Genomic DNA, 21,029 nt, shown 5'->3' on the forward strand with positions numbered 1-21,029 from the left:
CGCTATCCGGCATTTTCCCCGGCGGCGCGGTGCCTGCCGGGGCTACATCTGAGGAATCCAGCCATGCCTGATAGCCATCGCGTTTACAGCTACTCCGCCGTCCTGATGGGCTCACCCATTCTCCTGAAACTCTTCTCCCACGACGAAGCCCTCGCGTCCCGCGTGTTTCGCCTGATCAAACAGTACGAAGATCTGCTCACCGTTAACCGCGCGCACTCGCAGGTGATGGACATCAACCATGCGGCTGGCCAGCATCCGGTTACCGTCAGCCGGCCGGTGTTTGAGCTGATCCGCTGTGCCAAAGCGGCAAGCCTGTTCAGGGACAGCGCCTTTAACCTGGCGATAGGTCCGCTGGTGAAGCGCTGGAAAATTGGCTTTCAGGGGGACAGCGTTCCGCCTGCCGATGAAATCGCGTCGCTGCTGGCGATAACCCGTCCTGAGGATGTTCTTCTTGATGAGGCCAGCAGCAGCGTGTTTCTGACCAGAGCGGGGATGGAGATCGATCTGGGGGCCATTGCCAAAGGCTATATCGCCGACAGGGTGCGTGATTACCTGCATAAAGAGGGCTCTGAGCTGGGGCTGATCAACCTCGGCGGAAACATTCAGACGTTAGGCTCGCCGGAAGGGGGCTGGAGCGTGGGGCTGAAAAAACCGTTCGCCGGTGATGCGCTGATCGGCACGATGACCGTAGAGAACCTCTCCGTCGTGACGTCGGGAACGTACGAGCGCTACTTTGAGCAAAACGGCAGGCGCTATCACCATATTCTCGATCCGCGCACCGGGTATCCGCTGGACAACGAGCTGGACAGCGTAACGATTGTTTCGAAGGACTCCATCGACGGCGATATCTGGACCACGCTGATGTACGGCATGGGCGTCGAAAAAGGCTGCGCCGCCCTGCGCGCGCGCCCCGATATTGAAGCTATCTTTGTGACCAAAACAAAAGAAGTGGTGTTCTCTTCAGCACACCACTTCCGCTTTACCCTGCTGGATAACGACTACCGCGTTACTGACAGTATTGCTTGAGCAGGCCGGTCTGCTCCGGCTGGAGACGGTAGCGATACACCGGACGTCCGGTGGCACCGTAGTGAATGCTGGTGAACAGAATGTTGATTTGTGCGAGCCAAATCAGGTACTTGCGGCAGGACACGCGGGAGATATTGACCGCGCTTGCCAGGTCATCGGTAGAAAATTCCGTCTCCGGGTGAGCGTCAATCCACTGGCAAATCGTGCGCAGCGTTTGCGGCGTTAACCCCTTCGGCAGCTTTTTACTGTCCGCCAGTTCCGGCGCCCCGCCGTGGATCAGCCGGTCGACGTCGGCCTGCTCATAATACTGGTGCGAACCCATCAGGCTATGCTTTGCCTTCCAGCCGTTCAGCGCCTCTTCAAAGCGTGGGAACTGGAACGGCTTGATCAGATAATCCACCACGCCGTAGTGGATGGAGGTCTGGATCGTGGCGGCGTCGGCAGCCGACGAGATCATAATCACATCGATTGGGCGACCGGATGCGCGAATAACGGGCAGCAGATCCAGCCCGTTATCCTGCTGCATATAGACATCCAGCAGCACCAGATCGACAGGCTGCCCGGGGTTATTAATGATGGCCTCGGCCTGGTTTAGCGTGGAGGCGACGCCGCAGCAGCTAAAACCTTCAACACGGTTGACATACAGACGGTTGAGGTCGGCTACCATGGCGTCATCATCGACAATTAATACATTTATCACGCGATATTCCTCTCGCTATCCCAGGGGATGTGAACAAAAAATTGGGTAAATACGCCTGGCTCAGACTCGACGGTGATATCGCCGCCGAGGTTCTGAATTTGCTGGCGAGCAAGGAACAGCCCAACGCCGCGGTTTTCACCTTTTGTTGAGAAGCCCTTTGTAAAAATAGCCTCCAGCTGAGCGGGTTCAATGCCGGGGCCATCGTCGCTGACTTCGCAGCTGAGCCAGCCATTCTGATAATGCAGCAGCAGGCCGATCTCACCTTCCTGCTGTCCTTCCATCGCGTCGAGCGCGTTTTCAATGAGGTTACCCAGCACGGTGATCAGCACCGCGACCTGCTCTTCGCTCGCGGTATCCGGTATCTGGCATTCATCCGCCAGCGTCAGGGTGACGCCCGCTTCTTTCGCCCGATTGATTTTACCCAGCAGGAACCCGGCAATAACCGGGGATTTTACCTTGCTCTGTATCGTACCGATATCCGTCTGGTAATTATGTGCCGTCTGGATGATGTACTCTTCCAGCTTGTCGTAGCGCTTCATGTGCAGCAGGCCCAGGATCACGTGCAGTTTATTCATAAACTCGTGCGTGTGGCTGCGCAGGGCGTCGACGTAGTTGACCATGCCATCAATACGCTGCATCAGCTGGCTGATTTCCGTTTTATCACGGAAGGTGGTGATGGCGCCGATTACCCGATCCTGACTTTTAACGGGCACCATGTTGCACAGCAATAGACGCCCGTTACAGCTGATCTCCTGATCCTGGCGCGCGACGCCCGTCTTGGAGACTTCGCGCAGGCTGGCCAGCAGGGGCGCGCTGGCGTTTTCGGTCTGCTTGCCGGAAGGGAGAAGCAATATTTCTCTGGCGGTCTGGTTGATCATCGTCACGCGCCCGTGAATATCGACGGCCAGCACCCCCTCGCGAAGCGACTGCAGCATCGCCTGACGCTGTTCGAATAGGGCGGAAATTTCGTAAGGTTCGAGCCCGAACAGGATGCGTTTCAGTACCCGCACCAGACCCCAAATCGCCATGGAGCTCATAAAAATACTGAATAAAATGGTCCAGACGGCGTTGAGCCGCCCGCGAGCGATCTGCTCTTCAACCTTTTTCAGGGAGATACCTACCGCCACCACGCCGATCTGCTCGTGCTGGCCGTCGTAGACTGGGGTGAAGACGCGAAGCGCTTCGGCGAGCGCACCCCGGTTTACCGATACGTTCTCTTTGCCTTCAAGCGCGGGAGTTAAATCGTCACCGATAAAATGCAGCCCCAGCAGCGCCTCGTTCGGGTGAGAGTAGCGGATCCCGCGCATATCGGTGACCACGGTGAACAGCAGATCGTTTCGTTTCGTCACCGCCTGGGCGATGGGCTGAATAATATTCTCCTGCGGTGCCTGCATCAGGCCGCGCTGGATCTCCGGGCTGTTGGCCAGCGTTCTGGCAATACCCAGAGCCGTATCTTTTACATCATCGCGGGTCGCCCGGGTGATTTGTACGGAGTAGAGCGCAAAGACCACCAGCAGCACAGAGGCAATAATCGCGCACACCATCAGCGTGACCAGGGTGTTCAGCTTCATGGGGCGCTTGCGCGTCGGAAGGAAAGGCTGCAAATCGCTCATCAACACTCCGCGATGATTAAGAAAGGGGTAATTATCGCCGATGACGCGCTTTTCTTAAAGCCATGTAAAGGCGTGGATTTGGTCCTCTTTTCGTGACCCTCCTCGCAGGTCATCTATATAAAACACTTTATAGTGTGTGGGTACTCATAATAAGGAGGCTGTTTATGAGCGTTATGCTTACCGGTTCGGTCAAGGAAAGACGGCACGCCAGCACGATGAATATTGATAGATTGTCCACGCTGGACATGCTGAAAGTCATTCACCAGGATGATGCACTCATTTCTGCTGCGATTACCCCCTGTTTAAATATTATTGCCCGCGTGGTGGACAACGCCGCCGCGACGCTCAGCCACGGCGGTCGCCTGATCGTCGTTGGCGCGGGGCCGTCAGGGCGCGTAGCGCAACAGATTGCCGATGAATATGCGCCGGGCAAAACCCCTGTAATGGCCGTTACGGCACAAGAAGGGGAAGGGAGCTACGAGCGCGGCGTTGCCGATCTGCAGGCCATCAAGTTTGGTGAACACGATATGATGCTGGCCGTGACCGTCAGCGGAAAAACGCCGTGGGTCTGGGGGGCAATGCGCCATGCGTGGTCGCTGGGTTCACCGGTCGCTATTGTTACCGGTGATGCGCAAAGCGAAGCCGCGCAGCTGGCGAGCATGGTTATCGCTCCGGAGCTGGGGGCCGACGTCGTCGCAGGCTATATCAACACCAAAGCGGGGATCGCGCAAAAAATGATCCTCTCGATGATTGCCACCGGGCTGGCCGTCCGAACCGGACGGGTTTACAGCAACCTGCGCGTGGATCTTGAGGCAAGCACGACCAAATGGGCTGAACGGCAAATCGCCATTGTGATGGAAGCGGGGGGATGCACACGGGCGGAGGCAAAAGCCGCGCTGGAGAGCTGTAACCATAACTGTAAAACGGCGGTACTGATGGTGCTGACAGGGCTGGATGCGTGGAAAGCCCATGAACTGCTGGCGCAGAATAACGGGTTTATCCGCGTGGCGCTGCAGGAAGCGCCGTAAGATCTTCAGATAGTAAAAAGGCCGCAATTGCGGCCTTTGGTATTTTGGGGAATTAGAACTGGTAGGTCATGCCTACGCCAACGATGTCATCAGTTGAGATGCCATTGGCTTCGTAGAAGCTTTCATCGTTGTCCAGCAGGTTGATTTTATAATCAACGTAAGTGGAGAAGTTTTTGTTGAAGCTGTAGGTCATACCGAGATCGATATAGTTCACCAGATCCTGATCAACATAGTCGTAATTATTACCTGGGTTGTAATCATTGCCGCCAATGTCTTTACCTTTGGAATAAACCCATGCCAGAGACGGACGCAGGCCGAAGTCGAACTGGTACTGCGCTACGGCTTCAAAGTTCTGGGTCTGGTTGGCGATACCAACATTACCATATGGCGTCATGTTGCGGGTTTCCGCATACATCATGGCCAGGTAAACACCTTGCGCATCATATTTTGCGCCAATGGTCCAGGCTTCAGCGCGTTCGCCACCTGCATACGGGCTGTAGCGGTTGTAGTTACCTGCACCGTATGCAACCTGTTTGTTCGTGCGGTCGGAAGATGAATATGCCGCACCCAGGCTCAGTCCGAAGTCAAAATCATAGGTGGTAGACATACCAAAGCCGTCGCCGTTCTGGAAACGAACATTGTCATGGCCATTTTTCGTGCCTTCCTGACCTTCTGTTGCATCCTGACCTTCATTCGCACCCTGATACTGCAGCGCGAAATTCAGACCCTCAGCCAGACCGAAGAAATCCTGGTTACGATAGGTTACCAGACCGTTAGCACGACCGTTCATAAAGTTATCGGTCCAGGTGTAAGAGTCACCGCCAAATACAGGCAGCATATCGGTCCAGGCTTCAACGTCGTACACGACGCCGTAATTACGGCCATAATCAAATGAACCGTATTCACCATATTTCAGGCCAGCATACGCCAGGCGGTTAAACGATTTGTCACCCGCGCCCTCGGTATTATTAGCGAAGGTTTTATATTCCCACTGGCCGTAACCGATCAGATCGTTAGCGATCTGGGTTTCGCCTTTGAAACCAATCTGCACATAGGTTTCGTCGCCGTCGTCGCCAGGGTTGTCAGAGAAGGTATGACGCGCGTCGACTTTGCCGTACAGGTCAACTTTGTTGCCGTTTTTGTTGTACATTTCAGCCGCATTGGCTGCGCCTGCCATTAATAACGCGGGTACCACAATTGCCAGAACTTTTCTTTTCATTATATATTCCCTTCAAGCATAATTTATATGAATATATGTAATCACCCTCCGCAATTACAGGCTTGATACTATTCCAGGAAGTGTTATTTAGTTTCAAAAATAAATGTAATTAAATCCTATGAAATATTGCCAAACATTTCTATTAATCTCTTTATTTTTCTGCTGAATTAATTCATTGAATTTATACGGTGTAATTATTATTAAGTATTTCGTGGCTCTATTTTTAAATTGATTTAATTCGTCTATGTTATAATTCATGCACTTTTAAACAACAGGATATGACGATGGAACTTGCCCGGTGGCAGCAGCGATTTGAGCGCTGGCTTGAGGAAAACCACAGCACCGACGATACCGCACATGATATTTCGCATTTTCGTCGGGTCTGGATGACGGCGCAAAAAATCATGGCTGATCAGGCGGTGGAGCCGCTGGTGATCCTGACCGCATGCTATTTCCACGATATTGTCAGCCTGCCGAAAAACCATCCCGAACGCGGCCGGTCATCCCAGATGGCAGCGCGCAGGACGTGTGACATTCTGCGCCGCGACTTCCCTGAGTTTCCGCCAGAGCACGCAGCCGCCGTTGCGCACGCGATTGAGGCGCACAGCTTCAGCGCCGGGATTGCGCCACAGAGCATGGAAGCCAAAATTGTGCAGGACGCAGACCGGCTGGAAGCGTTAGGCGCGATCGGCCTGGCGCGCGTCTTTGCCGTCTCGGGCGCGCTGGGCGTGCCGCTTTTTGATGCAGACGATCCCTTTGCCGATGCGCGTATCCTTGATGACCGTGCGTTTGCCCTCGACCATTTTCAGACCAAGCTGCTGCGATTGCCTGATACAATGCAAACGGAAATGGGCCGCGAGCTGGCACGCCACAATGCCGATTTCCTGATCCAGTTTATGGCGAAACTCAGTGCCGAATTACACGGCGACTGCATCGGGCTGGATAGCCAGGTGTTGAGCCGCTTCCGTCGCAGTTTGCGCAACTGAACTGTGGTAATCTGTTTCCAGTCTTTACTCTCCGGTTAAAAGAATGCAGGAAAATCGATCAGTGACAGAGCCCGCGCCCGAGCAGGCTGAGAAATCAACGGCAACGGTGCAGGCGTTGCTGCGCCAGCTGTTGGATATCTATGATGCTAAAACGCTGGCCAATCTGCTGGTGGCGCACGGCGAGAGCCACTGGAGCCCGGCGATCCTTAAGCGTCTGCTGACCAGCGAACGCGCAGGGCGTCGCCTGAGTGAAGGCGAGTTTCGTTATCTGCAAAACCTGCTTCCGCGTCCTCCTGCCGCGCATCCGAACTATGCCTTCCGCTTTATCGATCTGTTTGCCGGTATCGGCGGTATCCGACACGGTTTTGAAGCTATCGGCGGACAGTGCGTGTTTACCAGCGAGTGGAACAAGCATGCCGTCCGGACTTACAAGGCCAACTGGTACTGCGATCCGCACGAGCACCAGTTCAACGCGGATATCCGCGATGTCACCCTGAGCCATAAAAGCGGCGTGAGCGATGAACAGGCCGCCGAGCACATCCGCCAGACGATCCCGGCGCATGACGTGCTGCTGGCCGGCTTCCCGTGTCAGCCCTTCTCGCTGGCCGGTGTCTCCAAAAAGAATGCCCTTGGACGTGCCCACGGCTTTGCCTGCGATACCCAGGGAACGCTGTTTTTTGATGTGGCGCGCATTATTGACGCCCGTCGCCCGGCCATCTTTGTGCTGGAAAACGTCAAAAATCTAAAGAGCCACGACGGCGGAAAAACCTTCCGCATTATTATGCAGACCCTGGATGAGCTGGGTTATGACGTGGCCGACTCGCAGGACATGGGCGCGGACGATCCTAAAATCATTGATGGGAAACATTTTCTGCCCCAGCATCGCGAACGTATCGTGCTGGTGGGTTTCCGCCGCGACCTCAATCTCAAGGGGGATTTCACCCTTCGTGATATTCCGTCTTTGTATCCCGAGCGTCGTCCTACCGTTGCCGATCTGCTGGAACCTGTCGTTGACGCGAAATTTATCCTTACCCCGGTGCTGTGGAAATACCTCTACCGCTATGCCAAGAAACATCAGGCGAAGGGCAACGGCTTCGGTTTTGGGATGGTAAACCCCAACGATCCGCACAGCGTGACCCGTACGTTGTCCGCTCGCTACTATAAGGATGGGGCAGAGATCCTGATCGACAGAGGCTGGGACAAGGCGCTGGGTGAAAAAGATTTCGACGATCCGCACAACCAGCGTCACCGGCCGCGACGCTTAACGCCGCGGGAATGCGCCCGGTTGATGGGATTTGAGACCCCGCAGGGTTACCGCTTCCGCATTCCGGTTTCGGATACCCAGGCGTACCGCCAGTTTGGTAACTCGGTGGTGGTTCCCGCGTTCGCCGCCGTGGCAAAACTGCTGGCCTCGCGCATCAGACAGGCGGTGGCACTCCGTCAGGGTGAGGCCGTCAATGACGGATGTTCACGATAAGGCCACGCGCAGCAAAAATATGCGTGCCATCGGCACCCGTGACACCGCCATCGAAAAGCGCCTGGCCGGGCTGCTGACGCAGGCGGGGTTTGATTTCCGCTTGCAGGATCCCGCGCTTGCGGGTCGCCCGGATTTCGTCATCGACGCCTGGCAGTGCATCATCTTTACCCACGGCTGTTTCTGGCATCACCACGACTGCTATCTGTTTAAAGTCCCCGCGACGCGCACCGATTTCTGGCTGGATAAAATTGGCAAGAACGTCGAGCGCGACAGACGGGATCTCACCGCGCTGATTGCGCAGGGCTGGCGGGTGCTGATCGTCTGGGAGTGTGCGCTGAGAGGCAGATTAAAACTGAACGATACCGATCTGACCGAGCGGCTGGAGGAGTGGATCTGCGGCGGCGGCCAGACCGCGCAGATCGACACGCAGGGTATTCACCTGCTTACGGTTTCTCCACCTCGCAAGGCGTGACCACCGGTTTTGCGGGCAGTAAATATTTGCCCAGAGTGACCAGCACGACGGCAAAAACAATCACCCCTAATGCCAGCCATTCAACGGAAGAGAGCGTTTCTCCCCCCAATCCCGTCCCGAGCAGCACGGCCACGACCGGGTTGACGTAGGCATAGCTGGTGGCGACTGCCGGCGAGACATTGCGGATCAGGAACATATAGGCGTTAATGGCGATGATGGAACCAAACAGCGCCAGGTAGCCTACCGCCAGAAAGCCCGACAGCGGCGGCAGGGTCGTCAGCTTTTCTCCCGTCAGCGTGGAGGCGAGCAGCAGTACAATCCCGGCGGCGAGCATCTCAATCGCGCCCGCCATCATGCCGGTCGGCAGTTCGATACGCGAACCGTAGACGGAACCAAACGCCCAGCTCATCGAGCCAATCAGGATGATGATTGCGCCCCACGGATTCCCGCTCAGGTTACCGCCGCTGTTCAGAAGAATGATGCCGGCAAGGCCAATACCAATCCCCAGCCATTCCAGCTTGCGGGTGCGGATACCAAAAAGGCGGCTAAAGCAGAGGGTAAACAGCGGTACGGTGGCAACGACCACGGCGGCGATCCCGGACGGTACGTTCTGGTGCTCGGCAATCGTTACAAACCCATTTCCCACCGCCAGCAGCAGCAGGCCGATCAGGGCGGCATTCAGCATCGGGCGCAGCGGGGGAAGCTTGTGCCCGCGCAGCAGCAGGAAGGCCAGCAGCAGCACGCCAGCCGAGAGAAAGCGGATGCCCGCCATCATCAGTGGCGGCCAGCTTTCCACGCCGATGCGAATGACAAAGTAGGTTGAGCCCCAGATGATGTACAGCGAAAAGAGTGCCCCAATGAGCGGTAGCAATTGCCGGAAACGCATAATCCCTCACGACGAAATAAAAAGGTCGCTGATAGTAAACGCGAAAACTATCTCGCTGGCGAGCCCTTTAATTGTGTAGCAGATGTGAATTTTTTGTTGACGTGAGGTGGGTGTTTCCGGGTTTGCGCTTTTGCTCCATACTATTCACTTAATTACCAAAAAATGAAGGATTAAGATTTTGGCAGGAAGTAGCTTATTAACATTGCTGGATGATATTGCGACCTTACTGGATGACATTTCAGTGATGGGGAAACTGGCGGCGAAAAAAACCGCAGGCGTGCTGGGAGATGATTTATCGCTTAACGCCCAGCAGGTGAGTGGGGTAAGGGCTAACCGTGAACTGCCGGTGGTGTGGGGCGTGGCAAAAGGCTCCTTCCTGAATAAGGTGATTCTGGTCCCGCTGGCGCTGCTGATCAGCGCGTTTATTCCCTGGGCCATCACGCCGCTGCTGATGATTGGCGGGGCGTTTCTCTGCTTCGAGGGCGTAGAGAAGGTCCTGCACTCCTTTAGCGCGCGCAAGCAGAGCGATACGCCGGAGATGCGCCAGCAGCGTCTTGAAGCGCTGGCCGCTCAGGATCCGAAAACCTTCGAGCGCGATAAGGTCAAAGGCGCCATTCGGACCGACTTTATCCTGTCCGCAGAGATTGTCGCCATTACGCTGGGTATCGTGTCTGACGCGCCGCTCCTGAATCAGGTTCTGATCCTCTCCGGCATCGCCATTCTGGTCACGGTCGGCGTCTACGGCCTGGTGGGTCTGATCGTCAAGCTGGATGATATCGGCTACTGGCTGGAGGAGAAATCGAGCGCGGTGGCAAGAGGCATCGGCAAAAGCCTGCTGGTGCTGGCCCCGTGGCTGATGAAGAGTTTGTCGGTGGTGGGCACGCTGGCGATGTTCCTCGTGGGCGGCGGGATCGTGGTGCACGGTATCGCGCCGCTGCACCATGCGATCGAACATTTTTCCTCGGCGCAGGGGGCCGTTGTCGCGGCGATTCTGCCCACGCTGCTGAATCTGGTGCTGGGCTTCATCATTGGCGCTATCGTGGTCGCGGCGGTGAAGCTGGTTGAAAAAATTCGCGGCACGTCGCACTAATTGTTACCCGTTATGGGATGCAAAAAGACCATTCCTCGTCTAAATTGAAACAGTTTCACCCTGATACAGGAGGCAGGTATGGTCTTTTTGGTCAGTGATGAAGTTAAGCCTAAGAAGGGCGGCCCACGTATGATTGTGACCGGGTATTCCAGCGGAATGGTGGAATGTCGGTGGCACGATGGCTATGGCATCAAGCGGGAAGCATTTCGTGAAGATGAGCTTCAGCCGGGGGACGGGCAGCACCAGCGGGATAAGGCTTAATCACATAACGCCCGGCTTTGCCGGGCGTTTTTATCTCCAGTACCGGGTGTAAGGCAGCGATCAGGGAGTGTGTGTGCAGCGCGATACCTTTGTTGTAAGACAATCTTTTTTGCAATGGCTGCATAAGCATAGCAATCCGGGGTTGATTGTTAATCTCTGTTTTCTGGTTGTTCTGGTATTTTCGACTCTACTGACCTGGCGTGAAGTGGTGGTACTGGAAGAAGCGTACATCTCCAGCCAGCGTAACCATCTGGATACGGTCGCCAGTTCGCTGGACAGGCAGCTGCAGAACAGCGTCGACAGGATGCTGTTGTTCCGTCAGGGCATGCATGATGCGATCCAGACGCCGCTGGCATTTGATGTACTTCAGAATGCGGTGTCACGCTTTAGCTCAGTCCGCATGCTCCCCACCTGGCAGCTTGCCGTTGATAAAAAACGCACCCTTCCCATTAACGGTGTCTCGGATGCCTTCGTCGAGAAAACCACGTTTCTGAATCGTGACGCCGAACGCCTCAGCCACGAGATTTCTGCCACGCTCGAAGTGGGGTATCTGCTCAGGCTGGCGTCGTCGAGAGCGCAAACGGAAGCGCGCGTGATCTACGTCTCCCGCGCCGGGTTTTTCATTTCCACCGATACGCCGGACCAGGCGGGCGACATTACCTCCCGCTATTACCATCTTGTCACGCAGTCCTGGTTTACCCAGCAGTCAGAGCGGAACAATCGCGCTCGCGCGGTGCGCTGGTTCATCTCCACACCCTCATCCTGGACCAATGATGAACGTATGATCACCGCCAGCGTTCCCATCTATTTCGACCATTACTGGTATGGCGTCGTGGCGATGGATTTTACGTTGGGCACCATGCAGCGTCTGCTGGCCGATGCGACGGAAGACCGAACGGAAGGGGAGTATCAGCTGTACGATACCCGGCTCAATATGATTGCCACCTCTGCCCATACGGAAAACGCGGTTAACCATTTTGACGAACGCGAAACGGCGCAGATTGCGCAGGCGATTGAGCACGCCACCGGCGGCGGGATCCGCCTCGGAAGCCGTTTTGTGAGCTGGGAACGACTCGATCACTTCGACGGCGTTGTCCTGCGGATCCACACCCTGCACGAAGGGGTACAGGACGACTTCGGCAGCATCAGTATCGTGCTGGCGCTGATGTGGGCGCTCTTTACCGCCATGCTGTTGATCTCGTGGCTGGTGATCCGTCGCATGGTGAGTAACATGTACACGCTTCAGCACTCGCTCCAGTGGCAGGCCTGGCATGATCCGCTTACCCGGCTGAATAATCGCGGCGCGCTGTTCGACCGCGCAAAATTGCTGGCGGAAACCTGTCGCCAGCAGTCGCTGCCGTTCTCGGTGATTCAGATCGATCTCGACCATTTTAAAAATATCAACGACCGCTTCGGCCATCAGGCCGGGGATAAGGTGCTCTCCCACACGGCAGGGCTGATTGCCAGCGCGTTACGCAAGAATGATGTGGCAGGGCGCGTAGGCGGGGAAGAGTTTTGCGTCGTCCTGCCGGGGATCGGTCTGGAGGAGGCGAGAAGCGTCGCGGACCGTATACGTTGCCGGATCAACAGTAAGGAGATCCTGGTGAAGAAGAGCACGACCCTGCGCGTCAGCGCGTCGCTTGGGGTCAGCAGCGCGGATGAAGCGGGTAACTACGAGTTTGAACAGCTGCAGTCCGTGGCGGACGTCCGGCTGTATCAGGCCAAACAGAGCGGGCGTAACCGGGTCGTCTGGCGGGATTAGGAGAGGAAGTGATCCAGCCCCTCCTGCCAGCCCGCCGGGCCGGGCTGCCGGGTGTGATAAACCCGGGCAGGGTTATCGTCCCGTAGCGTGATGCCCTGGCGGTTAATGCCCTTAATCACCACCGCGAAGTCAACGCTGTCGAGCAGCGGCGCATCATTGGGACCGTCGCCGAGCCCCAGCGTGGTGGGTTCAATCTCTTCCAGCTCGCGGTATTGCTCAATCAGCCAGTTCACCGCAACGTCTTTGCCGCAGCGGGCGTCCAGAACATGCCAGAAGCGCGCGCCCTGCAGGCATTTCAGGCCGACATTCGCCAGCTCCTCTTCAAACTGGACCAGTTTCTCGTCGGTATCGCGCCAGATGAGCGTGACGGACGCTTCATGCTTGCGGGCAAGCGCCGAACGGTAGCGCGTCAGGCCGGTCCACTCGCTGATAACGTGCTCATCCACGTCGTCAAAGGTAGTGAATTTATAGCCCGTCTGCAGGCGAATTTGTTCGATTCGCGGGCGAATATCCCGGTGCGTCATCCCCCTTATCTGGCGCTGAACCTTATCCCAGCGCACGTCAGGCTGAATCACCGCGCCGTTCTCGGCAATAAAAGGCAAGCCTTCCAGCCCCAGATCCAGCTGGAGATCGAGCATCTCTGCCGCGGTCTTGCTGCTGCAAAGAATAACCGGAACCTGATTATCCAGCAGCCTGTCCAGCCAGGGCATGGCGGGTTGCCACTCATAGGTGTGAATATCCAGCAGTGAACCATCCAGGTCAGAGAAAATCAGCAATGTATCCCGCAGTGAAGGCATAGCGACTCCTGGTAACAGATGCGTCTCGCTCTAAGAAAATTCCTAAAAAATAATGAAGGCGAAAACCGGAGAAAAGAGGAATGCTCCTGGCAAACCCGCATTCAGCGTGAGTTATTGCTCATAACAAAAAGCATTATGTTAAAAATATTATATTCATCGTAAGAATATATGCTTGTCAGCCAAATTCGTTGGGGATAGTGTGGCATATACATCAGATTTCCTGGTGTAACGAATTTTCAAGTGCTTCTTGCATAAGCAAGTTTTGATCCCGGTCATCCCCATGGCCGGGATTTTTTTCGCCCTACCGATTGGCTTCAGACACGCTAAAGTCGTGAATATCAAGCTCGAAGGCCTCCGCCAGCTCGCGATAGGTGTGATAATCCCTTCCGTTGACAATGACGCGGTCCGAATTGTCGTCCGACCGGCGGACTTCTGACTCACTGATCTCATTGATGGCGGCCAGCAGGGCATCGACATCCACCTCGACTTCGCGCTTGATGGTGTCGCTGTACTCTTTATCGGTCTTCATTACGGGGTTCCTCTTTCAGCCGTGTCCAACGGTAAGTATAGACTGTGTATAAAAACGCCAATCACGCCGGGCGGCGATGTGCGTTTTTGCGTTTTGTTCTACACTGGCTCAAAACCAGAGGAGGAATGTATGAAGGTCAACGATCGGGTAACCGTTAAAACGGACGGTGGGCCGCGCCGCCCGGGTGTGGTGCTGGCAATTGAAGAGTTTAGCGAAGGCACAATGTACCTGGTATCGCTTGAAGACTACCCGCTCGGCATCTGGTTTTTTAACGAACTGGGGCATCCGGACGGCATTTTTGTCGAGAAGGCGGAGTAGCACGGCGTCGGGTAGCACATCGCGTGCCCGACAACCTTTCCAGAAGCAAAAATCTCTGGCCAGGCCAGAGATCAAAGGTAGGGTGCACAGGTCTTAAGCGACTAACGCATGTTGACGAAAATCCCGTTCGTCACATTATCGGTCAGGCGTACCACGTGGTAGATCACTTGCTTATTATGCGTTTTAATTTTCCTTTTAATATTTCCTTTGTGTGACGAAACGGTTTTCGCTTTAATATTCATCTGGTCAGAGATCTGAATAGTTCCTTGTCCCGCCATCCACATTCGCAGCATACTTGATTCAGTCCTGCTTAATGATAGGGTGGGTAAGTTAACCGCTCCTACATTTTTAACTTCTTTATTCAAATAATCACCCAGAATGTCATCCAGCGACTCGGGTTTAATCGATTTAGAACTGATCAATAAATTTTTACGGACCAACAAATACTCATCGAAATGGATATTCGCGATCGCCATAAAAACAATAAACAGGGTTTTTGGATGCTGATTAATGATTTGCTTAATGTGCTGACTGTTGGCTGGATCGTGAATGAAACAGTCCTCATTAATAAACACCACGCCTGGTTTTAGTTCGTCACAAGCGGCTGCGAGTTCGTCAACGGTGTGTGCATCGTTGATGTCTCTCTTTCTTACCCCTCTGCTTGCCAGGTACCCGGTTAACCCTAGCCGGGTGTAGCTGCATAAATCCATAATGATCGTTGACATGGCATACCCTCACTCAATGCGTAACGATAATTCACCATCTGCCTGAGAGCTCAAAACAGCCATACGGGATGGAAAAAAATAATAAACCTGTGAGCATGACAAAGACTTTCAGGCGGACTCACTATCCCGTAAAGTTACGTATAATTTGCCAGGAATCTTCTTAAAGTAAAGTAAATATTAAGTATTGTGAGATGGTTAGAAACAATTAAACCGCGTCAGATATATCCTGGAAGATGTTTTACGCGTTTTATTTTAGGAATATCCTCAGAAAGACAATAGCAACAGTGAGGGCTATTATTTACGTGGCAGCTCGCTGACAATATCCGCTAACAGGTTGAATATCTCGCCGAATAAATGTTCACAGAAGGGAGCGATAAGTGGCATCAGTAATGACATTAATAAAATCCCAACCGTCAGCGTCAGCGGAAAACCAATGACAAACACCGAAAGCTGCGGCGCCATTCGGTTGAGTAAACCTAACGCCAGGTTGACGGTCAGCAGCAGGGTGATGATCGGCAGCGCCAGCATCAGCCCGTTGAGGAAAATCAGCCCCGCAGCGCGGGTAAGCGCGAGGAAAGCGTTGCTGTTCACCGGATTTTCGCCAATCGGCAGCGTATGGAACGTATCCACCAGCATGGAGATAAGCCAGAGATGGCCGTTGAACGACAGGAACAGCAGCATGGCGAGCAGATCGATAATACGCGCCAGCACGGGCATGTTGAGATGACTGCCAGGGTCAACAAACGTGGCGAACGATAGCCCCATCTGCAGGCCGATCAGTTCCCCTGCGGTACGCACCGCGGCAAAGGCGAGCTGCATGGTAAAGCCGACGGCGACGCCAATCATCACCTGTTGCAGGGCCACCCACACCGCGTTCGCCGAGAAGATCGGAATATCCACGGGGGGAAGAGAGGGCGCGACGATAATGGAGATGATAATGCCCAGCCCCACCTTGACGCGCTTGGGTATCGATTTCTCACTGAGAATCGGGGCGGTGGATATCAGCGCCATGATGCGCAGCATCGGCCAAAAATAGACGCCGAGCCACTGAACCCACTGGTCGCTGGTGAAGTGCAGCATCGTCAGGTCAGCCGATGATGTACGGCAGATTGGTAAACAGGTTGCGCATATAGTCCAGCAACAGGTTCAGCATCCACGGCCCGGCCACGATAATCGCCACGAACACGGCGATGATTTTCGGGATGAACGACAGCGTCATTTCGTTAATCTGCGTGGCGGCCTGCAGGATACTGATAATCAGACCGGTAACCAGCGCGACAAGCAGCAGCGGCGCGGCAACGGCAATTGCGATTTTCATCGCTTCCGTGCCCATCATCATGACCGATTCGGGTGTCATTGCCGTTCCTTAACTGTAGAAACTCTGCGCCAGCGAACTGACCAGCAGCTGCCAGCCGTCGACCAGTACAAAGAGCATGATCTTAAAGGGCAGGGCAATGGTCGCGGGCGGCACCATCATCATCCCGAGCGCCATCAGGACGCTGGCGATCACCAGGTCGATAATCAGGAACGGAATAAAGATGGTAAAGCCAATCTGGAACGCGGTTTTCAGCTCGCTGGTGACATAGGCAGGCAGAAGAATACGCATTGGCACCGCTTCCGGTCCCTGCATCTCGCCGGTGTTGGACAGGCGGGCAAAGAGGGCCAGGTCGGCTTCGCGCGTCTGGCGCAGCATAAATTCCCGCAGCGGCTGCGCGCCTTTATCCAGCGCCTCCTGCATGGAGATTTTGTCTTCGCTGAACGGCTGGTAAGCGTCGGTATAAATCTTGTCGATCACCGGCGACATAATGAAAAAGGTCAAAAACAGCGCCAGCCCCAGCAGAACCTGGTTTGGCGGCGCGGAAGGGGTTCCCAGCGCGTTTCGCAGCAGACCAAAGACGATGATGATGCGGGTGAAGCTGGTCATCATCAGCAGGATGGCCGGAATAAACGTCAGCGAGGTGATGAACACCAGCGTCTGCACCGGAAGCGACCAGCTTTGTCCGCCGCCCGCGAGAGGGGTGGAGACCAGACCGGGCAGCTGTGCATAGACCGCGGGAGCAAACAGGCCAACGCCCGCAAGCGTCAGGGATAACAAACGGCGCATCAGGATCTCCCGGAACGCTTAAGCAAACTCTTCATGACGGACTGAAAATCCGCAGGGGCGTCTGCGCGCTCGTCCACCACAACAGGGGCGGGCGGCAGCTTATGTAATACGCTGATGTTTGAGGCCGTGACGCCCAGGACCAGGCGCGCATCGTCTACCTCGACGATGACCACGCGCTCGCGTGGTCCCAGCGTGGTGCTGGCGCTGACCTTCAGGCCGCGAGCACCGGCGGTTTTACCCGCCAGGCCAAAGCGCTTCGCCAGCCAGGCGGCGATAAGAATAAAGGCAATAATACCGAACAATGCCCCGCTCACCTGGAGCAGAGGCGAGCCGGGAACGGCAGAAGGCTGTGATATTGTTGCCTGGGTTTTCATGCTTAACGGCTCAGGCGACGCATACGTTCAGACGGGGTAATGATGTCGGTGATGCGTACGCCGTATTTATCGGCAACCACCACCACTTCACCCTGGGCAATCAGATAACCGTTGATCAGAATATCCAGCGGCTCGCCGGCCAGACCGTCAAGGGCCACCACGGAACCCTGCGTCAGGCGCAGCAGCTCTTTAATGGTCATGCGGGTGCGTCCCAGCTCAACGGTCAGCTTAACCGGGATATCCATAATCAGGTCGATGTCCTGCAGCGTGCCGCTGACGTCACCGCCGCCGAGCTGCTGGAATACGGCATCCGCTGCACTTTTGGCCGGGGGTGCTTTTTGCTCGTTTAACGCGTCAGCCCACAGATCGTCCAGTGCTCCGCTGTTCTCATCGGACGGATTGTTCATGTCACTCATTTGGGCTGTTCCTCATTCAGCGAATTCAAAATCGGGTTGATCAAGTGCTCAACGCGTAACGCATACTGACCGTTAATCGTGCCGTACTGGCTTGTCAGCACGGGGACACCATCCACATGGGCAATAATGCGGTCGGGTTTTTCTATCGGCAAAACATCACCGGGTTGTAATTTCAGGATCTGAGATAACCGCAGCGGGATATCGGCGAAGCTCGCCACCAGCTCAAGCTGCGAATGCTGGACCTGGCGGACCAGGTTTTCACGCCAGTTCTGATCTTCGTTGCGGGAGTTCTCCAGCGGCGGGTTCACCAGCAGCTCGCGCAGCGGTTCGATCATGCTGAACGGCAGGCAGATGTTGAACTCGCCGGTCAGGTTACCGATCTCCACGTGGAACGGCGTGTTAACGACGATATCGTTCGGGGAGGTGGTGATATTGGTAAATTTCACCTGCATCTCAGAACGGACGTACTCCACTTCCAGCGGGTTAATCGCTTTCCACGCGTCGCTGTAAGATTCCAGCGCCAGCTTCAGCATGCGGTTAATGACGCGCTGTTCGGTGTGGGTGAATTCACGACCTTCTACTTTGGTCGGGAAACGCCCGTCGCCGCCGAACAGGTTATCCACCGCGATGAACACCAGGCTTGGCGAAAACACCACCAGACCGGTGCCGCGCAGCGGCTTCAGATGAATCAGGTTAAGGTTGGTTGGCACCGGCAGGTTGCGGGCAAACTCGTGATACGGCTGAATGCGGATCGCACCCACCGTAATATCCGGGCTACGACGCAGCAGGTTAAACAGCCCCATACGGAACTGACGTGCAAAACGTTCGTTAATGATCTCCAGCGCCTGCAGACGTTCACGTACCACGCGACGCTGGGTATTCGGGTCATAGGGACGAATATCGCTATCGCCGCCGATACCCGGTTTAGGATCATCATTGTTATCGCTGTCGCCGTTGAGCAGCGCATCGATTTCTGCCTGAGAAAGAATACTGTCGCCCATGTCGTTACCGCAGAATGAATGCTGTATACAGAACGTCAGTGACTTCCTGCTTAGGTTGGCCGTTTACCAGCGGGGTCGCCAGCGTTTGTTTAATGGCGTCGACCAGCTTTTGCTTACCCACATCGGTAGCCAGCGCCGAAGCGTCCTGACGAGAGAACAGCAGCAGAAGGCGGCTACGCACTTCAGGAAGGTAATCGTTCAGACGTGAACGGGTGGCTTCATCTTTCAGGCGCAGCGTAATGCCAACGTAAAGCACGCGATCCGCATCACCCAGGTTGACGGTGAAGGTATCCAGCGGGAAGAACACTGGAGCCGGCGGAGGCGGTGCTTCAGCTTTGGCTGCAGCGGTGGTCGGTTCCTGCTGCATACGCCAGTAACTATAGCCCGCGGTAGCGCAGGCGGCGAGCGTGATCAACACCAGCAGCGGGATCCAGATGGAACGCTTACTTTTTTTGGTGATAGCGGAGTCAGTCATCTGATACGAGCTTCCTGTTTCGGTACAGCTTAATAAGGTGATTATCCCGTGTCCTGCTGTCGTCAAAGCGTGGAAAAGACGGGGATAATCACGCTACCTCTGGCGTTTAGGCGAAGATGTCTACGGCACTGTTACCGCGCGCTGCGGACTGCAGGGCGGCAGGAACAGGCAGTAGCTCATCGCTCTCTTCATTAAAACCGCCGGTGTTGCCGGAACGCGAAGCCTGGTGCTGCTGCTGGGACGAGGACTGCTGCTGCCCGGCGAAGCTCTCGCTGCTGACGCTGCTCTGCGCAAGCTGAATGCCGTTTTCCGCCAGTGAGGTCCGCAGTACCGGCAGCGCGGCTTCCAGTGCCGCACGAACATGGCTGTGCGCAGAGACCATCTGCAGCTGGGCCTGGTTATCATCCAGCTTAAGCGAAATTTGCACCTGACCCAGATCTTCCGGGTGCAGGCGCAGCTCTGCCGTCTGCTGGCCCTGCTTAGTGAACAGGGTGATGTGCTGGCTCAGGGACTGCTGCCATTCGTGGGTCCCCAGAGGCTGGCTTAATACCGGCGCGCTGGCGGCCGTCTGACTGGTCGCATGGCTGGACATAATCGGTGCCAGAGTAGCTGTTGGTGATGATGATGAGGACGAACTGGCGAGCTCCTGCTTCTCTGCCGCCGCGGCTACGGCCGGTGTAGCAGGCGCGTTGCCCTGCAGGGCCGGCTCGTGATTTTTCACCTGGTTCTGATAAGGCGTAGCACTCTGCGCTTTATCGTGGCTTCCCGCAGACGCGTTCAGGGACGGTTGGCCCGCGCCGTTTGAAAGCGTCGCGGAATTCAGCGTTGAGGTGGCGGAAACGCCCTCGCTGCCTGCCGCGCGAGAGGCGGTAGTTTGCTGCTGGTGCGGCAGCATCGCCATCAGCGCGCTTAATCCGGCCAGCTCTTCTTCGCTCAGCTCGCTTTTACCGTCATCTTTGCTGTTCGCCGCATTGAGCGTCTTCAGCGCGTCGCCCTTAGACAGCGGCACCAGCCCGGAAACCAGCGTATCAAGCGACGTGACGGGCGACGTTTCATCGCCGTTCAGCGCGGTCTGGCGCGAAAGCAGGTCGGCAATTTTGGCCTGCAGGGTGGTATCCCCTTTGGCGTCCTGAGCCACTTTTGACAGTTTACTGCCGGCGGCTTTCAGGTCAGCCAGGGTCAGCGGCGCATCTTTGCCCTTGCCCGTTGCGTCCGAGAGGGCGCCCGCCAGCAGAGAGAGAAAGTCCTGTGCACCGTCGGTGCCTTTCCCCGTTTGCGTGCCGCCTGACAGGTCGCTGTCGCTCATCAGCAGTTGTTGCAGTGTGATCATTCCGGTTTCCTCATTGATGCGCGCTGGGCAAACTCATCCATTTTCTTCTGATCCAGACGGTTTTCCGCCAGGGTCGTTGCCGCGATCTGTCTGTCCTGTAAAGTCTGCCAGGCCTGCAGTCGCTGCTTCTTCTCGCGCCAGAAATTCAGCGCGGTATCGACTTTCTGGGTCCACTGGTTAAGCTGCTGACGATGCTGGTCTATCGCCTTCTCCAGCGTCTGGATAAACTGCTGATAGTTAATCCAGCGCTGGCTGCCAATGCCCTGTGTCATATCGGTATTGAGGTTGGTGCGATATTCATGCTGATAGTCGATCAACATCTTCAACTGTTCTTCAGCCTGCTGGCACCCGCGTCGCATTGCGCCTAGCTGCAATGCGGCATCATCAACTTCTTTTTCAGCCAGATCTTTCAGCGTTGATAACGCGCTGTTTTGCGCCAT

Annotated in this window: 24 protein-coding genes and 1 pseudogene; 9 read left to right on the forward strand and 16 right to left on the reverse strand. The window is 55.6% G+C overall.

From position 1 onward, the window contains the following. Positions 1–63: 63 nt before the first annotated feature. A complete protein-coding gene (locus HCH49_RS02560; protein WP_221702134.1) occupies positions 64–1,026 on the forward strand; it encodes an FAD:protein FMN transferase in 963 nt (320 codons plus the stop codon). On the opposite strand, the gene dcuR is transcribed toward HCH49_RS02560, so the two are convergent. After that, positions 1,007–1,726, reverse strand: coding sequence for a two-component system response regulator DcuR (dcuR, locus tag HCH49_RS02565; protein WP_045887823.1), 720 nt, complete (start codon positions 1,724–1,726; stop codon positions 1,007–1,009). The two genes, HCH49_RS02560 and dcuR, sit on opposite strands and share 20 nt — an antisense overlap. Further along, a complete protein-coding gene (locus HCH49_RS02570) occupies positions 1,723–3,339 on the reverse strand; it encodes a sensor histidine kinase (RefSeq protein ID WP_039263791.1) in 1,617 nt (538 codons plus the stop codon). The genes dcuR and HCH49_RS02570 overlap by 4 nt, the downstream gene beginning before the upstream one ends. A gap of 164 nt (positions 3,340–3,503) precedes the next feature. On the opposite strand from HCH49_RS02570, the gene HCH49_RS02575 reads away from it, so the two are divergent. After that, positions 3,504–4,367 (forward strand): N-acetylmuramic acid 6-phosphate etherase, encoded by an 864-nt coding sequence (locus HCH49_RS02575; protein WP_033145912.1) that lies wholly within the window; start codon positions 3,504–3,506, stop codon positions 4,365–4,367. 52 nt (positions 4,368–4,419) lie between these two features. On the opposite strand, the gene ompC is transcribed toward HCH49_RS02575, so the two are convergent. Next, positions 4,420–5,586 carry a porin OmpC gene (ompC, locus tag HCH49_RS02580; protein ID WP_033145911.1) on the reverse strand — a complete coding sequence of 389 codons (1,167 nt, stop codon included), beginning with the start codon at positions 5,584–5,586 and terminating at the stop codon, positions 4,420–4,422. A gap of 284 nt (positions 5,587–5,870) precedes the next feature. On the opposite strand from ompC, the gene HCH49_RS02585 reads away from it, so the two are divergent. From HCH49_RS02585 to HCH49_RS02595, 3 genes are all read left to right on the forward strand, one after another. Beyond that, entirely contained in the window at positions 5,871–6,572 is a 702-nt protein-coding gene (locus tag HCH49_RS02585; RefSeq protein ID WP_064672753.1) for a phosphohydrolase, read from the forward strand. Positions 6,573–6,633: 61 nt separating this feature from the next. After that, positions 6,634–8,049: a DNA cytosine methyltransferase gene (locus HCH49_RS02590; RefSeq protein WP_069303031.1), complete on the forward strand. Its 1,416-nt coding sequence runs from the start codon at positions 6,634–6,636 to the stop codon at positions 8,047–8,049. After that, complete coding sequence (locus HCH49_RS02595; RefSeq protein WP_064672751.1) at positions 8,030–8,521, forward strand: very short patch repair endonuclease; 492 nt, start codon at positions 8,030–8,032, stop codon at positions 8,519–8,521. The genes HCH49_RS02590 and HCH49_RS02595 overlap by 20 nt, the downstream gene beginning before the upstream one ends. Here the strand turns inward: HCH49_RS02595 and yedA are convergent. After that, on the reverse strand, positions 8,493–9,407 hold the full coding sequence (gene yedA, locus HCH49_RS02600; protein WP_033145907.1) for a drug/metabolite exporter YedA: 915 nt from the start codon (positions 9,405–9,407) through the stop codon (positions 8,493–8,495). The two genes, HCH49_RS02595 and yedA, sit on opposite strands and share 29 nt — an antisense overlap. Positions 9,408–9,585: 178 nt before the next feature. Between yedA and HCH49_RS02605 the strand changes: the two genes are divergently transcribed. The 3 genes from HCH49_RS02605 to dgcQ all read left to right on the forward strand — a co-directional run bounded on the left by HCH49_RS02605 (position 9,586) and on the right by dgcQ (position 12,520). Next, positions 9,586–10,497, forward strand: a complete 912-nt coding sequence (locus HCH49_RS02605; RefSeq protein WP_032658668.1) for a DUF808 domain-containing protein — start codon at positions 9,586–9,588, stop codon at positions 10,495–10,497. Positions 10,498–10,575: 78 nt separating this feature from the next. Beyond that, positions 10,576–10,758: a YodC family protein gene (locus HCH49_RS02610; protein ID WP_023312315.1), complete on the forward strand. Its 183-nt coding sequence runs from the start codon at positions 10,576–10,578 to the stop codon at positions 10,756–10,758. A 73-nt stretch (positions 10,759–10,831) separates the two neighbouring features. Then, positions 10,832–12,520 (forward strand): cellulose biosynthesis regulator diguanylate cyclase DgcQ, encoded by a 1,689-nt coding sequence (gene dgcQ / locus HCH49_RS02615; protein WP_221702136.1) that lies wholly within the window; start codon positions 10,832–10,834, stop codon positions 12,518–12,520. Here the strand turns inward: dgcQ and HCH49_RS02620 are convergent. Together HCH49_RS02620 and yodD are read right to left on the reverse strand one after the other, a co-directional pair. Beyond that, on the reverse strand, positions 12,517–13,317 hold the full coding sequence (locus HCH49_RS02620) for a mannosyl-3-phosphoglycerate phosphatase-related protein (protein ID WP_033145905.1): 801 nt from the start codon (positions 13,315–13,317) through the stop codon (positions 12,517–12,519). The two genes, dgcQ and HCH49_RS02620, sit on opposite strands and share 4 nt — an antisense overlap. Positions 13,318–13,618: 301 nt before the next feature. Further along, positions 13,619–13,846 carry a YodD family peroxide/acid resistance protein gene (yodD, locus tag HCH49_RS02625; protein WP_008500310.1) on the reverse strand — a complete coding sequence of 76 codons (228 nt, stop codon included), beginning with the start codon at positions 13,844–13,846 and terminating at the stop codon, positions 13,619–13,621. Between the two features lie 129 nt (positions 13,847–13,975). On the opposite strand from yodD, the gene dsrB reads away from it, so the two are divergent. Beyond that, positions 13,976–14,164, forward strand: coding sequence for a protein DsrB (gene dsrB, locus HCH49_RS02630; RefSeq protein WP_013097741.1), 189 nt, complete (start codon positions 13,976–13,978; stop codon positions 14,162–14,164). Positions 14,165–14,265: 101 nt separating this feature from the next. Here the strand turns inward: dsrB and rcsA are convergent, their stop codons facing one another. From rcsA to fliJ, 10 genes and pseudogenes are all read right to left on the reverse strand, one after another. Next, on the reverse strand, positions 14,266–14,889 hold the full coding sequence (rcsA, locus tag HCH49_RS02635) for a transcriptional regulator RcsA (protein WP_008500313.1): 624 nt from the start codon (positions 14,887–14,889) through the stop codon (positions 14,266–14,268). A 287-nt stretch (positions 14,890–15,176) separates the two neighbouring features. Next, positions 15,177–15,969: pseudogene (gene fliR / locus HCH49_RS02640) on the reverse strand (flagellar biosynthetic protein FliR); the annotation flags it as partial. 7 nt (positions 15,970–15,976) lie between these two features. Next, entirely contained in the window at positions 15,977–16,246 is a 270-nt protein-coding gene (gene fliQ, locus HCH49_RS02645) for a flagellar biosynthesis protein FliQ (RefSeq protein ID WP_008500315.1), read from the reverse strand. A 9-nt stretch (positions 16,247–16,255) separates the two neighbouring features. Beyond that, entirely contained in the window at positions 16,256–16,993 is a 738-nt protein-coding gene (fliP, locus tag HCH49_RS02650; protein ID WP_033145903.1) for a flagellar type III secretion system pore protein FliP, read from the reverse strand. Further along, positions 16,993–17,367, reverse strand: a complete 375-nt coding sequence (gene fliO, locus HCH49_RS02655) for a flagellar biosynthetic protein FliO (RefSeq protein ID WP_023312309.1) — start codon at positions 17,365–17,367, stop codon at positions 16,993–16,995. Before fliO ends, fliP begins: the two co-directional genes overlap by 1 nt. Before the next feature lie 2 nt (positions 17,368–17,369). Then, positions 17,370–17,783, reverse strand: coding sequence for a flagellar motor switch protein FliN (gene fliN / locus HCH49_RS02660; RefSeq protein WP_023312308.1), 414 nt, complete (start codon positions 17,781–17,783; stop codon positions 17,370–17,372). Beyond that, positions 17,780–18,784, reverse strand: coding sequence for a flagellar motor switch protein FliM (gene fliM, locus HCH49_RS02665; RefSeq protein WP_023336184.1), 1,005 nt, complete (start codon positions 18,782–18,784; stop codon positions 17,780–17,782). Before fliM ends, fliN begins: the two co-directional genes overlap by 4 nt. Positions 18,785–18,788: 4 nt before the next feature. Next, positions 18,789–19,259 (reverse strand): flagellar basal body-associated protein FliL, encoded by a 471-nt coding sequence (gene fliL, locus HCH49_RS02670; protein WP_023312306.1) that lies wholly within the window; start codon positions 19,257–19,259, stop codon positions 18,789–18,791. Between the two features lie 106 nt (positions 19,260–19,365). Next, positions 19,366–20,589: a flagellar hook length control protein FliK gene (gene fliK / locus HCH49_RS02675; RefSeq protein WP_221702138.1), complete on the reverse strand. Its 1,224-nt coding sequence runs from the start codon at positions 20,587–20,589 to the stop codon at positions 19,366–19,368. Beyond that, positions 20,586–21,029 carry a flagellar export protein FliJ gene (gene fliJ, locus HCH49_RS02680; RefSeq protein WP_023312304.1) on the reverse strand — a complete coding sequence of 148 codons (444 nt, stop codon included), beginning with the start codon at positions 21,027–21,029 and terminating at the stop codon, positions 20,586–20,588. Before fliJ ends, fliK begins: the two co-directional genes overlap by 4 nt.

Source organism: Enterobacter sp. Y17, from assembly GCF_019730495.1.
In the GTDB taxonomy this organism is placed as follows: domain Bacteria; phylum Pseudomonadota; class Gammaproteobacteria; order Enterobacterales; family Enterobacteriaceae; genus Enterobacter; species Enterobacter asburiae_B.